The sequence below is a fragment of the Arthrobacter sp. E44 genome, from assembly GCF_041877125.1.
In the GTDB taxonomy this organism is placed as follows: domain Bacteria; phylum Actinomycetota; class Actinomycetes; order Actinomycetales; family Micrococcaceae; genus Arthrobacter.
The window spans coordinates 151,338-166,206 of the sequence record NZ_JBHDJA010000004.1 but is presented as its reverse complement, the minus strand read 5'-3'; the positions used below and the strand labels follow the sequence as shown (position 1 = coordinate 166,206).

14 protein-coding genes are annotated in these 14,869 nt (G+C 65.9%); 2 read left to right on the top strand and 12 right to left on the bottom strand.

What is annotated here, in order from left to right:
- The 4 genes from miaB to ACETK3_RS05835 form a co-directional block, all read right to left on the bottom strand.
- A complete protein-coding gene (gene miaB / locus ACETK3_RS05850) occupies positions 1 to 1,560 on the bottom strand; it encodes a tRNA (N6-isopentenyl adenosine(37)-C2)-methylthiotransferase MiaB (RefSeq protein WP_373992643.1) in 1,560 nt (519 codons plus the stop codon).
- Between the two features lie 3 nt (positions 1,561 to 1,563).
- Positions 1,564 to 2,091, bottom strand: coding sequence for a regulatory protein RecX (locus ACETK3_RS05845; RefSeq protein ID WP_373992672.1), 528 nt, complete (start codon positions 2,089 to 2,091; stop codon positions 1,564 to 1,566).
- Between the two features lie 93 nt (positions 2,092 to 2,184).
- On the bottom strand, positions 2,185 to 3,240 hold the full coding sequence (recA, locus tag ACETK3_RS05840) for a recombinase RecA (RefSeq protein WP_236802823.1): 1,056 nt from the start codon (positions 3,238 to 3,240) through the stop codon (positions 2,185 to 2,187).
- 196 nt (positions 3,241 to 3,436) lie between these two features.
- Entirely contained in the window at positions 3,437 to 3,661 is a 225-nt protein-coding gene (locus ACETK3_RS05835; RefSeq protein WP_141940786.1) for a DUF3046 domain-containing protein, read from the bottom strand.
- A gap of 41 nt (positions 3,662 to 3,702) precedes the next feature.
- Here ACETK3_RS05835 and ACETK3_RS05830 point away from each other — a divergent pair, with 41 nt between their 5' ends.
- Positions 3,703 to 4,233 (top strand): MarR family winged helix-turn-helix transcriptional regulator, encoded by a 531-nt coding sequence (locus tag ACETK3_RS05830; protein WP_236821747.1) that lies wholly within the window; start codon positions 3,703 to 3,705, stop codon positions 4,231 to 4,233.
- A gap of 93 nt (positions 4,234 to 4,326) precedes the next feature.
- Here the strand turns inward: ACETK3_RS05830 and ACETK3_RS05825 are convergent, their stop codons facing one another.
- The 7 genes from ACETK3_RS05825 to ACETK3_RS05795 form a co-directional block, all read right to left on the bottom strand.
- Positions 4,327 to 4,779 (bottom strand): helix-turn-helix domain-containing protein, encoded by a 453-nt coding sequence (locus tag ACETK3_RS05825; RefSeq protein WP_236801933.1) that lies wholly within the window; start codon positions 4,777 to 4,779, stop codon positions 4,327 to 4,329.
- Between the two features lie 167 nt (positions 4,780 to 4,946).
- A complete protein-coding gene (locus ACETK3_RS05820; RefSeq protein ID WP_236821746.1) occupies positions 4,947 to 5,426 on the bottom strand; it encodes a CinA family protein in 480 nt (159 codons plus the stop codon).
- The gene (gene pgsA / locus ACETK3_RS05815) at positions 5,423 to 6,067 is read right to left on the bottom strand and encodes a CDP-diacylglycerol--glycerol-3-phosphate 3-phosphatidyltransferase (protein ID WP_236801931.1); all 645 of its coding nucleotides are present in this window, start codon (positions 6,065 to 6,067) and stop codon (positions 5,423 to 5,425) included. Before pgsA ends, ACETK3_RS05820 begins: the two co-directional genes overlap by 4 nt.
- Positions 6,068 to 6,084: 17 nt before the next feature.
- Positions 6,085 to 8,985, bottom strand: coding sequence for a DNA translocase FtsK (locus tag ACETK3_RS05810; protein WP_237430212.1), 2,901 nt, complete (start codon positions 8,983 to 8,985; stop codon positions 6,085 to 6,087).
- A gap of 140 nt (positions 8,986 to 9,125) precedes the next feature.
- Entirely contained in the window at positions 9,126 to 10,817 is a 1,692-nt protein-coding gene (locus ACETK3_RS05805; protein ID WP_236821745.1) for a ribonuclease J, read from the bottom strand.
- A 40-nt stretch (positions 10,818 to 10,857) separates the two neighbouring features.
- Positions 10,858 to 11,766 (bottom strand): 4-hydroxy-tetrahydrodipicolinate synthase, encoded by a 909-nt coding sequence (gene dapA, locus ACETK3_RS05800; protein WP_236801928.1) that lies wholly within the window; start codon positions 11,764 to 11,766, stop codon positions 10,858 to 10,860.
- Positions 11,767 to 11,824: 58 nt separating this feature from the next.
- Positions 11,825 to 12,292 carry a hypothetical protein gene (locus tag ACETK3_RS05795; RefSeq protein WP_373992642.1) on the bottom strand — a complete coding sequence of 156 codons (468 nt, stop codon included), beginning with the start codon at positions 12,290 to 12,292 and terminating at the stop codon, positions 11,825 to 11,827.
- 121 nt (positions 12,293 to 12,413) lie between these two features.
- Here ACETK3_RS05795 and ACETK3_RS05790 point away from each other — a divergent pair, with 121 nt between their 5' ends.
- A complete protein-coding gene (locus tag ACETK3_RS05790; protein ID WP_373992641.1) occupies positions 12,414 to 13,649 on the top strand; it encodes a heparan-alpha-glucosaminide N-acetyltransferase domain-containing protein in 1,236 nt (411 codons plus the stop codon).
- Between the two features lie 123 nt (positions 13,650 to 13,772).
- Here ACETK3_RS05790 and ACETK3_RS05785 read toward each other — a convergent pair whose 3' ends face one another.
- Entirely contained in the window at positions 13,773 to 14,741 is a 969-nt protein-coding gene (locus ACETK3_RS05785) for a TM2 domain-containing protein (protein WP_373992640.1), read from the bottom strand.
- Positions 14,742 to 14,869: the final 128 nt, after the last annotated feature.

Sequence of the window (14,869 nt, the reverse complement as noted above, 5' to 3'; positions counted from 1 at the left end):
TCAGCGGGTGCGCAGCGGCAGCGAGGGCATACCGAGGGAGACGCCCTTCCGTCCCTGCGGGGAACCGGGAGCCGGCGCTCCGCAGGAGTCTGCCTGCGACCTGTCCCAGGCATCCCCTGCCCGGGACCGGCGCAGGCTGTAGTCCTCGAGCGTGGGATCGGCCACCAGGTGGAACGCCGCGGCCTCGGTGATGGTAACGGTGACCAGGTCTCCCGGTCGGGGAGCGGGTGCACCCTCGGGAACCGAGAAATGCACCAGCCGCTGGTCCTGGGAGCGGCCGGACAATCTGTGGGTCTCCTCCGACTTGCGGCCGGACTGCGCCGTGACCATGACCTCGAGCCTCCGGCCCAGCTGTTTCCGGTTCTCCTCTGCGGCGATGCGGTCCTGCAGGGCGGTGAGCCGTTCGAAGCGCTCCTGGACCACAGCCTTGGGCAACTGGTCGGGGAGGTCGGCTGCGGGGGTTCCCGGGCGCTTTGAATACTGGAACGTGAAGGCAGTGGCGAAGCGCGACTGCTCCACGACGTCCAGCGTTGCCTGGAAGTCCTCTTCAGTCTCGCCGGGGAACCCCACGATGATGTCCGTGGAGATGGCTGCGTGCGGAATCCTTTCCCGGACCTTGTCCAGGATGCCCAGGAACTTGGTGGACCGGTAGGAGCGCTTCATGGCTTTGAGGATGCGGTCCGAGCCGGACTGCAGCGGCATGTGCAGCTGCGGCATCACGTTGTGCGTCTCCGCCATGGCGTCGATGACATCGTCGGTGAATGCTGCCGGGTGCGGGCTGGTGAAGCGGACCCGTTCAAGGCCCTCGATTTCACCGCAGGCGCGCAGCAGCTTGGAGAAGGCCTGGCGGTCGCCGAACTCCACTCCGTAGGAGTTGACGTTCTGGCCGAGCAGGGTCACCTCGATGGCGCCGTCGTCCACCAATGTCTGGATTTCAGCGAGGATGTCCCCGGGCCGCCGGTCTTTTTCCTTGCCGCGGAGCGCCGGCACGATGCAAAAGGTGCAGGTGTTGTTGCATCCCACGGAAATGGACACCCAGCCGGAGTAAACGGAGTCGCGTTTGGTGGGCAGTGTGGACGGGAAGACGTCCAAGGATTCGAGAATCTCCAGCTGCGCCTCATTATTGTGCCGCGCCCGGTCCAGGAGGGCAGGCAGGGCGCCGACGTTGTGGGTGCCAAAGACGGCATCCACCCATGGCGCCTTCTTGAGGATGGTCTCGCGGTCCTTCTGAGCCAGGCATCCGCCGACGGCGATTTGCATACCGGGGTTGGCTGCCTTGACCGGGGCGAGAATACCCAGGTTCCCGTAAAGCTTGTTGTCAGCGTTTTCCCTGACCGCGCACGTGTTGAACACCACGACGTCGGCCTGGTCACCCTCCGCCGGGACGTAGCCCGCGTCCTCGAGCATGCCGGCCATGCGCTCCGAATCGTGGACGTTCATTTGGCAGCCGAAGGTGCGGACCTGGTAGGTGCGTGGCTGCAGGGCTGCGGCCTGCGGAACGGCCCCGGCGTCGACGGAAGGGGCGGCGCCGGGCTGGGGGGAAGGAATGGTCAAACTCACCCGTTAAGGGTACCGGCTTTGGACCGGACCTTCGTCGGCTTCCTTCCGCGCATCGAGGACCTCGTTGACGATCCGGAACGCCTGGGACGGCTGGTAGCCCTTCCTGGCCAGCATGGAGGCCAGCCGCCGGACCGCCTTGTCCCGCTCCCCCGGGCCGGAGGCGTCCGTCCCGGGCCGGAGCTTGCGCTCAACCAAGGCGCGGGCCGCGGCTTCCTCGTCATCGTCAGTCAGTTGCTCCAGGGCCGAGGCCGCGGTTTCCTGGTCGATGCCTTTCTCCGCGAGTTCGCGCCGCAGCGCACCCTTGGCCAGCTTGCGGGACTGGGATCGGCTCCTGACCCACATGTCCGCAAATTCGGCATCGTTGATCAGGCGCACTTCCTGGAACTTGTCCAGCACCGCTTCGGCAATATGCTCGGGGATATTGCGTTCTGCCAGTTTCCGGGCGAGCTGCAGCCTGCTCTTGGGCGTCGCAGTGAGCTGCCGGTACACGATGGCCTGTGCGACAGAGAAGGGGTCCGGTTCGGCGTCAATGGACTGCGGGTCCTCAGGGACCTCAAAGTCGTCCGGCGGCCCAGGCAACGGGCCGCCGGACGAGGACCGCCGTGAGCGTGATCCAGCCAAGGGCTAGAACCCGTCGACGGCTTTCAGCTTCGGTGCATCCTTGGAGTCGTCTTCGGCGGGCTTGACCCCGACACCGAGCTTTTCCTTGATGAGGCGTTCGAGCTCGGCGGCGAGCTCAGGATTGTCGCGCAGGAACCGGCGCGAGTTCTCCATGCCCTGGCCCAGCTGGTCGCCGTCATAGGTGAACCAGGAGCCGGACTTCTTGATGATGCCGTGCTCCACGCCCATGTCGATGATGCCGCCCTCGCGGGAGATGCCCTGGCCGTAGATGATGTCGAACTCCGCAACCTTGAACGGCGGGGCCATCTTGTTCTTGACGATCTTGGCCTTGGTCCGGTTGCCGACGGAATCGGCGCCTTCCTTGAGGGTCTGGATCCGGCGGACGTCGATACGGATCGAAGCGTAGAACTTCAGGGCTTTACCACCGGTAGTGGTTTCGGGGGAACCGAAGAAGACGCCGATCTTTTCACGCAACTGGTTGATGAAGATGGCGGTGGTCTTGGTCTGGCTCAGGCGGCCGGTGATCTTACGCAGGGCCTGGCTCATGAGGCGTGCCTGGAGGCCTACGTGGCTGTCGCCCATGTCGCCTTCGATTTCGGCGCGCGGCACCAGGGCGGCAACGGAGTCGATGACGATGACGTCCAGCGATCCGGAGCCCACCAGCATGTCCATGATTTCCAGGGCCTGTTCACCGGTGTCCGGCTGGGAGACGAGGAGGGCGTCCGTGTCCACTCCGAGTTTGGCGGCGTAGTCAGGATCCAGGGCGTGTTCGGCGTCGATGAAGGCCGCGATGCCGCCGGCGCGCTGCGCATTTGCCACGGCGTGCAGGGCGACGGTGGTCTTACCGGAGGACTCAGGTCCGTAGATCTCGATGACGCGGCCGCGCGGGAGCCCGCCAATGCCAAGGGCGACGTCCAGTGCGATGGAGCCGGTGGGGATGACTTCGATCGGGGCACGGACTTCGTCGCCCAGGCGCATGACCGAGCCCTTGCCGAACTGCTTGTCAATCTGGGCAAGCGCTGCTTCCAGCGCTTTTGCACGATCCGGGGCTGCCGCCATGGTTGACACCTCTAATGCTTTCTCGATGGTGGCCTTCGCGGCCGATTTATTGGTCATCTCTGACGCTAAGGGGACCCACTGACATTCCGGCCGGAGGACGACGGCTATGTGGATAAACCCAATAGAAAAAGCATAGCGTTATCCGAACAGGTATTCGAAGAGTGCAACCTCTGCGGCGTGTCCGGCCGGACTGGGGCTAGTCCCGGCGCGGGGCGATGTCCCGTCCCAGCCGGCGTTCTGCCGGTACGTCCTGGACGTCGCAGACGGCAAGCCAGACCTTCCGGGGCTCCACGCCGGCAGCGAGGGCTTGGTCGGCGGTGCGCCCGCCTACCCCGGCAAGGACCAGGGTGCTGCTCAGCACGCGGGAGTAGCCCGCGCCGAACTCGTCATCCATGAGACGCCAGTACTCGCTGATTCGCATCGGTAAATCCTCTCATGATTGTGGACCATAGAATTATTGGCATGAGCACCTCCCCGGATGTCCCGCCACGGCACGACGAAGGCGAAGAAGCCGCCGACACCGCGCTGCAGAATGTTGAGCACCAGATCAGCCTGTTTTGGCGGCGTGCCCGGGCCATTTCCAACCAGCTTTCACGCGAAGTACATCCGGATATGGAGCCTGCCGCCTACGGGCTGCTGACGGTGATCCGGAGGGAGGGACCCATCCGGCTCACCGAGCTTGCCATGAACATCGGGGTGGGCAAGCCTTCAGTCAGCCGCCAGATCGCGTTCCTGGAAAGCCTGGGGCTGGTGTCCAAGGAGGCTGACCCACTGGACCGCAGGGCACAATCCATCCGCCTGACGCCAAAGGGCGAGGAGAAAATGCACCAGGTCCAGGACGCCCGGCGCCAGGTCTTCCAGGAGCGGCTGCGCGAGTGGCCGGTGGAGGACCTGCAGGAACTCGGCCGCTACATGGCCAAGTTGAACTCCACATATGAGCGTGATGGGTTTCCCGGGGAAGCCGCTGGTGCAGCATCGGCCCAGGACCAATAGCCGAAGAGGACAACCAAAAGAGACAGCAGGAAGCCCCCGGCCTGGCCGGGGGCTTCCTGCTGTTCGTCGGACCCTTGCGGGCGCCGGCTGCCTTTAGCGGGCGCCGGAGAAGAGGCCCGTGGAGAGTTCGTCGTTCAGTTCAGTGTTGAGGTCGCGCTCGAGGTCACGGCCGTAACGCTGGGAGAATTCCTGTGGGACGGTGTCCGGAACGGCGACGCCTTCGGCTACTGCCACACGGTCACTGACCTCGCGGAGCATGCTCGACAGCGGAACATCCAGCGCCGAACAAATCGAGGACAGGAGCTCTGACGATGCTTCCTTCTGGCCGCGCTCCACTTCACTGAGGTATCCCAGGGAGACGCGGGCGCTGTGCGAAACTTCACGGAGCGTACGCCCCTGACGCTGGCGGACATCGCGCAGGACATCACCGATTTCGTGACGAAGTACTACCATCTTGCGCTCCTTCTGTTCGCTCTTAGCCTGTTCGGCGAGGCCCACATCCTTCCAGCGGACAACGCCGTTTACGGATACGGGCTGCTTTACCATCTGTATCGCCTTGCTCCCTCATTGGTCAGGTCCACCGCCTGGCGGACCGTCTTGGTCATTTCATCCTAGGCGCCTCCGCTCTCCGGAAGCGACACAATGTAATAACTAATCGGTACCGGCTTTTGTTCCCGGCAACTTTACGCCCGGTAACTTAGGCGGCCACGGCCTCAGGCGGACAGTGTCTCCAGAAGCCTTTCCAGGGCGGCGGCGCAGGCGGCGGCGCGGATGTCCGGCCTGTTGCCGGTGAAGGAATACTCGAAGGCCGACGTTCCGGCCGCGGTGGAGATCCCGATGTAAACCCGCCCCACCGGCTTGCCGTCGTGGGCATCGGGGCCTGCCACCCCTGTGGTGGAAAGTCCGACGTCGGCGCCGAGTTCGGTGCGTGCCCCGGCTGCCATGGCGCGGGCGACGTCCGGGTCAACGGACCCTACGCGGGCCAGCAGATCGGCGGGGACATGCAGCACCTTGTCCTTCACGGAGTTTTGGTAGGCAACCACCCCGCCCTGCAACATTCCGGATGCTCCGGGCGTGTCGGCGAGAACCGCTGACACCATGCCCGCCGTCAGCGATTCGGCCGTAGCGACGGTCCGCCCGGACTCAAGCGCCTGGCGGACGGCCTCCCCGGCCAGATGGTGAAGATTGCTCATGCCTGCTCCTGCCCCTGCACGGTCCCGGCCTGGCGTTTGCCCTTCGCACGGAGGCGCAGGGCCTCCACGACATATTCGACGCCGGTCCACAGTGTGATGGCTACGGCCGCCATCATGACCGCGAACGCAACCCACGACATCCACGGTGCGAACGGTCCGAACGGCAGGAGGTACAGGAAGATCGCCGCCGTCTGCACCACGGTCTTGAGCTTGCCGCCGCGGGAGGCAGGGATGACGCCGTACCGGATCACGAAGAAACGCAGCGCTGTGATGCCCCATTCCCGGACCAGGATCACAAGGGTGGCCCACCAGGGCAACTCCCCCAGCAGGGACAGCATCACCAGCGCGGAACCGGTGAGGAGCTTGTCGGCGATGGGGTCGGCGATCTTGCCGAAGTCGGTGACCAGGTTACGGCTCCTGGCGATGTCGCCGTCGAGCTTGTCCGTGTAGATGGCGACGGCGAACGCTGCCACCGCCGCCCAGCGCCACGGCCCGGATTCGCTGTGCAGCCCGGGGGCGTCCGCTATGAGGAACCACACGAAAAACGGGACCAGCGCGATGCGGATCATGGTCAGGACGTTGGGTAGGTTCCAGACCCCGGCACGGCCTGGGCCGGCGGCGGTTGCATCGGTGCTAGTCACGTTTCTAGGCTACCGGGCTAACGCCCGGTGAGGGACCATGCGTCCTCCGACCCGTCCTCGTCATCGCCGTACCCGCCTGGCGCGGAGTCGGAGCCGTCGTAATATTCGACGCTCTGTTTCCTGTTGTCCAGGTCCGCAGCCACCAGGTCTTCGGCGTAGCCGCCCTGGGCAATGTTGGCGTTGGCGTTGTCGCTCAGCGCGGCGGTCTGGGAGTCCGCCGTGGCCGGCGCCTCCTGGCCCTTCATGGCGGCCAGGACGGCAGCGAGGTCGTCCGGTTTGACCAGCACGTCGCGTGCCTTGGACCCCTCGGAGGGACCCACCACGCCCCTGGATTCGAGCAGGTCCATGAGGCGGCCAGCCTTGGCGAAGCCGACACGCAGCTTGCGCTGCAGCATGGAGGTGGAGCCGAACTGCGTGGTGACTACGAGTTCGGTGGCCTGCAGCAGCACCTCGAGGTCGTCCCCGATGTCGTCGTCGATCTGCTTCTTTTCCGCCTCGGGGGCGACGTCGTCCCGGTAAACGGCCTGGAGCTGTCCCTTGACGTGCTCCACCACCTTGTGGATCTCCGACTCGGTGACCCAGGCGCCCTGGACGCGCATTGCCTTGGAGGCGCCCATGGGCAGGAAGAGCGCGTCACCCTGGCCGATGAGCTTCTCGGCGCCGGGCTGGTCAAGGACCACGCGGGAGTCCGTTACGGAGGACGTGGCGAACGCCATGCGGGACGGCACGTTGGCCTTGATGAGGCCGGTGACCACGTCCACGGACGGACGCTGGGTGGCGAGCACCAGGTGGATGCCGGCGGCACGGGCCAGCTGGGTGATGCGGACGATCGAGTCCTCGACGTCGCGCGGGGCCACCATCATGAGGTCCGCGAGTTCGTCCACGATGACCAGCAGGTACGGGTACGGCCGAATGACGCGCTTGGAGTCCACCGGCGGCTGGACCTTCCCGGCACGCACCGCCTTGTTGAAGTCGTCGATGTGCTTGAAGCCATAGTTGGCGAGGTCGTCGTAGCGGGCGTCCATCTCCCGGACCACCCACTGCAGTGCCTCGGCGGCCTTCTTGGGATTGGTGATGATGGGCGTGATCAGGTGCGGGACGCCTTCGTAGGCAGTCAGTTCCACGCGCTTGGGGTCCACCATGACCATGCGGACCTCATCCGGCGTGGCCCGCATGAGGATGGAGGTGATCATCGAGTTCACGAAGGAAGACTTACCGGCACCGGTGGCACCGGCCACCAGGAGGTGCGGCATCTTAGCCAGGTTGGCCACCACGTAGCCGCCCTCCACGTCCTTGCCCACGCCCATCACCATCGGGTGGTCCGTGCGACGGGCGTTCTGGCTGCGGAGCACATCGCCGAGCGAGACGGTTTCGCGGTCCGTGTTGGGGATCTCGATGCCGATGGCCGACTTGCCGGGAATCGGGCTGAGGATCCGGACATCGCTGGACGCCACGGCGTAGGAGATGTTCTTGGATAGCGCCGTGACGCGCTCCACCTTGGTGCCGGGCGAGAGCTCGATCTCGTACCGGGTGACGGTGGGGCCGCGGCTGAATCCCGTGACCGTAGCGTCGACGTTGAACTGCGTCAGGGTGTCGGTCAGGGCAGCAACGACGGCGTCGTTGGCTTCGGTGCGCTCCTTGGGGATGGAACCTGGCGTCAGGAAGTCCGAGGCCGGGAGGGTGTACGTGACGTCGCCCGCCAGCGAGAGCTGCTCGGTGCGCTGCGGGATCGGCACGGGCGGCGGCGCCGGCGCAACAGGGTTGGAAGGCACGGTGGGCGCGGCGGCAGCCTTGCCGGGGGCAGCGGCGCCGGGGATGACCAGCGGGATGGCCTCCGTGGCGTTCTCCGCCGGAGAAGCGGGCGCCGCCGGCGCCCCGGCGCCCAGGCCCTGGGCTGCCTTGATCTTCTCGACGGCGATTTCCGCCTGGGTGGGCCGCCGCACGCCGGGCGCCGGGCGGGCAGTTTCCGGCTCGTCGTCGTCAATGACGGCATGTTCAAAGGCCTCGTCGCCCACGTAGCCCTCAAGGCCGGCGTCGGACTCCTCATCCTTGCCAAAAAGCCTGCGCTTCTTTTTCTTCGGGGCCGGAGGCCGCGTCCGTTCCAGGTAGCTGCGGTCGTGCGTGTCGCCGGGGTTTTCCTGGTCCATCAGGTCGATGCCCATGAGGTGTTCGTACGCTCCCCGAAGGCGCCGCGGGATGGCCGTGAACGGGGTTGCGGTGAGGATCAGCAGCGAAATGAAGGCCAGCAGGCCGTAGAGGAGCACGGGCACGGCCGGATGGATGGCGGCCAGCGGCGCGGCAGCCAGGAAGCCGAGCATGCCGCCGGCTCTGCGCAGGCCGTCGAAGCCATCGGCGACGGTGGGCTGGCCGCCCAGGATGTGCGCCAGGCCGCAGCCCGCGAACGCCATGATCAGGAAGCCGATGCCTACCCGGTTGTTGCCCCGTCCGTCGGAGGGCTGGCGGAACAGCCGGAACGCGCACACGAAAAGCATGAGCGGAAGCAGCAGGGAGATCCAGCCGAACGTGCCATTCACCACGGCGTACACTGCGTCCGGGAACCAGCCCGTCAGGCCCCACCAAGCGAAGGTGGCAATGAAGATGCCCAATGCCAGGTTGAACAGGGCGGCGCCGTCGCGGCGTTCCTCGGCAGGGAGGTCGCTGACGTCATGGCCGATGCGGCGCACTCCCCCTCCCACCAGATGCCCAACTCCCAGCCAGGCTCCACCCACCACCCGCAGCAGCCAGGGCTGGTGGTGTTCGACGGCGGGAAGCTGGCGGGTGCGTGCGGTGCTGGATGAGCCGCCGCGCCCAGCCTTGCCGGCGGTGGAGCCGGTTCCGCGGCCGGTGGAGCTCCCGGATTTGCTGCCGGAGCTGCCCCTGCCGGTACCTTTGGGCGCGGAAGTAGTACGTGTGGCCATAGTAGCCACGGTACCGGAAGCATGCTGTGATTCCGGGGATATCGGGGCCGGGCAGGTGCCCGGACCCTGTCGTCAAACAGCTCCGGCCCGTACTCCCGCTTGCAGCGGGAGTACGGGCCGGAGCCAGTGTGCGGGTGCTCTCAGGCTTCGAGCACCACGGGGATGATCATGGGCTTGCGGCGGAGCTTCCGGTTGACCCACGTGCCGACGACCCTGCGGACCACCTGCTGGAGCTGGTGGCTGGTGTGGTCGGCGTGGTTCTGTACTGCTTCCTCCAGGGCCGCGTTGATCTTGGGGATGATGTCGTCGAAGACGGAATCATCCTCGGCCACGCCGCGGGCGTGGATTTCCGGGCCGGACACCACCTTGCCGGTAGCACGGTGGATAACCGTGATGATGGAGATGAACCCTTCGTCACCCAGGATGCGGCGGTCCTTGAGGTCGGCATCGGTGATCTCGCCCACGCTGGAGCCGTCCACGTAGACGAAGCCCACCTCCACCTGGCCCACGATGTCTGCCTGGTGGTCGCGCAGGTCGATGACGCTGCCGTTGTCCGCGAGGATGACGCTGGCCTCCGGAACCCCGGACTCGATGGCAATCTTGCCGTTGGCGATCAGGTGGCGCGTTTCACCGTGTACGGGCATGGCGTTCAGCGGCTCGAGGATGTTGTAGCAGTACAGCAGTTCGCCGGCCGCAGCGTGGCCGGAGACGTGCACCTTGGCGTTGCCCTTATGGATCACGTCGGCGCCGAGCTTAAGCAGGCCGTTGATGATCCGGAACACCGCGTTCTCATTGCCCGGGATGAGGCTGGAGGCCAGGATGACGGTATCGCCGTCGCCGACCACCACCCGGTGGTCGCCGTTTGCCATGCGGGACAGGGCAGCCATGGGCTCACCCTGGGAACCGGTGGACATGAGTACTACACGGTTGTCGGGAAGGTTGTCGATGTTCTTGATGTCGACAATCAGTCCGGCGGGAACGTCGAGGTAGCCCAGTTTTTCGGCGATGGCCATGTTGCGGACCATGGACCGGCCCACGAAGGCCACCTTGCGGTTGTGCTTGGCGGCCGCGTCCAGCACCTGCTGCACGCGGTGGACGTGGGAGGAAAAGGAGGCCACGATGATGCGCTTGGTGGCTTGGCCGAAAAGCCGCTCCAGGGTCGGGCCGATTTCCTTCTCAGCCGTAGTGAATCCGGGGACGTCCGCGTTGGTGGAGTCGGACATGAAAAGGTCCACGCCTTCTTCGCCGAGCTTGGCGAAGTGCCGGAGGTCGGTGATGCGGCCATCCAGCGGCAGCTGGTCCATCTTGAAGTCGCCGGTGTGCAGGACGGTGCCGCCCGCGGTGCGGATGAACACGGCCAAAGCGTCCGGGATGGAGTGGTTGACAGCCACGAACTCGCATTCGAAGGGCCCGAACTTTTCCACCTGACCCTCTTCGACGGTCAGCGTGTAGGGCCTGATGCGGTGCTCCTGCAGCTTGGCTTCGATGAGGGCAAGGGTCAGCTGCGATCCCACCAACGGGATGTCGTTGCGCAGCTTCAGCAGGTAGGGCACCGCGCCGATGTGGTCTTCGTGGCCGTGGGTGAGGACCACCGCCACGACGTCGTCCAGCCGGTCCTCAATGTAGGAGAAGTCCGGCAGGATCAGGTCAACGCCGGGCTGGGTTTCCTCGGGAAAGAGGACGCCGCAGTCCACGATCAGCAGTTTGCCGTCGATTTCGAACACGGCCATGTTCCGGCCGATCTCCCCCAGCCCGCCAAGCGGGACGATCCGCAGCGTGCCCTGGGGCAGGCGCGGAGGGGTGACAAGGCCGGTAAGGGCAGTTTGGGTCATAGTGCACTTCTTTCCAGGCGGAAGGGTGCCGGTCTTAGCCTCAGGAGAAGACCAGCCCCGCTTCCGCCAAATCCCCGCGGATGGTTTCGATCTCGGTTTCGTCCGGCTCCACGAGGGGCAAACGGACAATCGAGTTGGGCAGGACTCCCTGCCATTTAAGAATCTGTTTGGCCGCCACGGCGCCCTGGACGCGGGTCATGGTGGCGCGGACCACGGGCTGCAGCTCGAAGTTGATCTTGCGGGCGGTCCCGAGGTCGTTCGCGTTGACGGCGTCGATGAGTTCGCGGAAGCGGCGGGTGGCGACATGGGTGGTGACGCCCACCAGGCCGACGGCGCCCAGGGCCATCCAGGGAAGTGTCAGTCCGTCATCGCCCGAGTAGAACAGGAGGTCTGTTTCCGCCATGACGCGGGTGGCGGCAACAAAATCCGCCTTGGCGTCCTTCACAGCGACGATGTTGGGGTGCTGCGCCAGCCGGATCATGGTGTCCGGTTCGATGGGGATGGAGGACCGGCCGGGGATGTCGTAGAGCATGACGGGTACGTCCACGGCGGACGCAATGGTCTCGAAGTGGGCGCGGACACCTGCCTGGCTGGGCTTGTTGTAGTAAGGGGTCACCAGGAGGAGGCCGTCGACGCCGAGGGCTGCCGCCTGCTGGGAAAGGTGGACCGAGTGCGCGGTGTCGTTGGTGCCGGTACCGGCAATGATCGCCGCTCGGCCGCCTACGGCGTCTTTGACGGCGCGGAACATGCCGAGGTTCTCTTCGTCCGTCAGTGTGGAGGTTTCCCCCGTGGTTCCCGTGACTACCAGCCCGTCGCAGCCGTCGTCGACCAGCTTGCTGGCCAGCGCTGCCGCCTGGTCGTAATCCACTGCGCCGTCCTTGGTGAACGGCGTGACCATGGCGGTCAGGAGGGTACCGAGGGCAGGGATGTGCGCGGAAGAGTCAGCCATGGAAAAAACGTTACCCTGTCCCCGGCTGGTTAGGACAATGCCACGGGCGTGACGAGCGTCAAATACGGTGCCCGCCGGGCCGGGGCGCGTTTGTTCCGGCGTGGCAATAGCGTCCGACGGCGGCCTGCCGAAGGTCCTCAGCCCAGGACGCGAGCCGTTGCGCAGCGCGTACATAGTGGAACAGCTCCGTTGGCGTCAGCGCATCGATGTCGGTTTCCGCCAGCCGCCGGGCCAGCTCGGCCCCCTCTGGCTGGGCCGCGAGGCTGATGCCCTCCCGCTCCCATTGGACGTCCTCGGCGGGACGACCTGAGACGAGCTGGCGGAAGAGATAGTCCACCACTCCGGGGCTCATTGCCTTCAGCAGCCCGCCGTCGGCGCCAGGAGCGTCAACCGAAGGGCCAGTAGGGCGGAAATCTGCCGGTAATTGACCGGCCCGAAGGTTCCCTGACTGCAGCTTTCCGGAGTGCAGGTTTCCCGGCTGGTCGGATCCCCGTGGCGAAGGGGTTCCGGTAGATGGCGTCTTCATGCAGCCATGCTATTCGAACATATATTCGAAAACAAGAGGGTCACTGCACTGCCGCGCTCCCCTTCCCCCGTGGTTGCCTGCTTGACAGCAACGCCGCCAGTGCATGTGAGACGATCTGGTCATGACGTCCCGAACCCCGGCCACCCGGTCCCGGAAGACCCCAGGCGGGCAACAACCGGGGCGCCTTCGGGGCATCGACGCCGCCCGTGGCCTGGCCCTGTTGGGCATGATGGCCACGCACCTGCTGCCGACGTTCGAATCGAACGCCAGCCTCACCCCAACCTGGATCGGCCTCACGTTCTCGGGGCGGGCCGCGGCGCTCTTCGCCGTCCTGGCCGGCGTCGGGCTTGCCCTCTCCACGGGCAGGGACATGCCCCTGCAGGGCGCCGAACTCTCCGGGGCCCGGCGTGGAGTGGCGCTGCGCGCCCTGGTGATTGCCGCCGTCGGGCTTACCCTGGGCAGCCTGGAAGTGAACGTGGCCATCATCCTGGTCCATTACGCCGTCCTTTTCCTGTGCATCCTGCCTTTCCTGGGACTCGGCGTGAAGCGACTGTGTGCGTGGGCCGCCGGCTGGATCCTGGCGTCGCCGGTGCTGGCCTATCTGCTGCGGCCCTGGCTCCTTGCCCCCGAGCCGCCCCTGAAGCTGGGCCACAACCCGAACTGGGAGGACCTGGGGACGCCTTCCAGGCTGCTCGCGGACGTGTTCTTCACCGGGTATTACCCGGTGGTGCAGTGGCTGTCCTACCTGCTGGTGGGGCTGGCCATCGGCCGCCTGGTCCTCAGTAAGGCACTGGTTCCCGTCCTGCTGCTGGTGGGCGGGACGGTGGTGGCCGTGGCCGCCAAGACCCTGGGCACAGCCGCGATGGAGGATTGGGGCGGCCGGGCCGCCCTGGAGAAAGTCCTGAACTCACCGGGGTACCCGCTGGGGAGCGTGCTGCAGGTCAACCTGGCAGGACTGTCGCAGGAGGGCTCGTGGTGGTGGCTCGCGTCGGCCGCACCGCACTCCGGTACCACGCTTGACCTGCTGCACACCTCAGCGGTGGCGGCGGCGGCTATCGGGGCATGCCTGCTTCTGGGGCGGCTGGCCGAGTGGGTGGACCTGGACCTGCTGCTGCCGCTGCGGGGAGCAGGCGCCATGACGCTGACCTTGTACACGGTGCACGTCTGGGTGATTTCCGGCTTCTACCTCCACCCCCTGCCCGTGGGCTGGACCGAGGACGGCATGTACTTTGCCCATGCAGCGGCCGCCGTCATCATCGGCATGGTGTTCGCCGTGCTGGGGTGGCGCGGTCCGCTGGAATGGGTGGCCCACGCGGCGAGCCGGGTGGGCCGGGGCGGCCTCAAAGCCCTGTACTGACCGTCAGCCATCGAAAGACTGGCTTCCACATATCGGCCGGGTTTTCCAGTTAACGCCAAGGAACCCGCGCCCAGGTGATGTGGGCGCGGGTTCCTTTCTCAACCCCTAACGGGGGTTGTCCGGCTACTGGGCAGTCAGGGTGAAGGTGGCCGCCTTGTCGCCGTAGTCATCGAATACCACAACCTGGACCGGACCCTTTTTGACGTCGAAGGCAATGATCCCCTGGCGGGCATCACCGGCGCTTACCTCATCGCTGGGCAAGGGCCCCAGCTTCTCATCCAGGTACACCTGCTCGCCCTCTTTGCCGTCGGCATCAAGGACCGTGAAGTTGGAGGGGCTGGAGAAGCTGGTGCCGGTTTGCGTCTCCCAGGAAACCTCCACCGCAAGGAAACCGCCGTTCTTTGGCTCCATGTAGTCCATGCCGGGAATCTTGTCCGTGTAAATGGAGTCGAGAACGCTGACTTTCGCAGTGTTGCCCTCGGACACGGTGGCCACCATGGAGTTCGCTCCGGCCGCGCTGCCGCCGGTCGGGCTTCCGCTGGAGGGGGCAGGCGCGGCCTGGGAAGCCGAAGGAAGTTCAGGTGCAACGGGAACCTTCCGGGCGTCAATGGCCGCACCAACCATGGCGATGGACGCGATAGTCAACAAAATCCCGGTGATAATGCTGATCAGCCAGACGACGGCAGTGATGATCCACGCCTTCTTCTTGTTTTCCTGGTAGCCCTCCAGCGGACGTCCGTCCTTGTCCCGGGTGTTTCCCGTCAGGGTCATGATCAGGTCCACAATCGCCCAGATACCCGCACCGCCGGCCGTGAGCAGCTTCGCCACGCCGGAGCCGATCTTGCCCAGGTAGAAGCGGTCCACACCAAACGTGCCCAGCAGGAGGGAAAGGAGCCACGTGACCATGAAGGACTTCCGCGGCGCATCCGGGTAGGGCCCTTGGCCGTAGGACCCGGGCTGGTATTCCCCCTGCGGACCTGCCGGATGCTGCCCCTCGAAAGCGGGCTGCGCGCCAAAGGATGACGGCGGCGGCGGAATGGGCGGCGCCGCCGGCCCGTTCTGCTGCGGGTGGGGGTAATTCGGGTGGCTCATTGGTGGTCCTTCTGTGCGGTGACGAGGGGGCGGTGATCAGGGTGCGGTGATGAGGCATGCGGTGGTCAGGGTGCAGCGCTACGCCGGCATCCGGGCACGCGGAATGACGGCGTGTGGAATACAGGGGT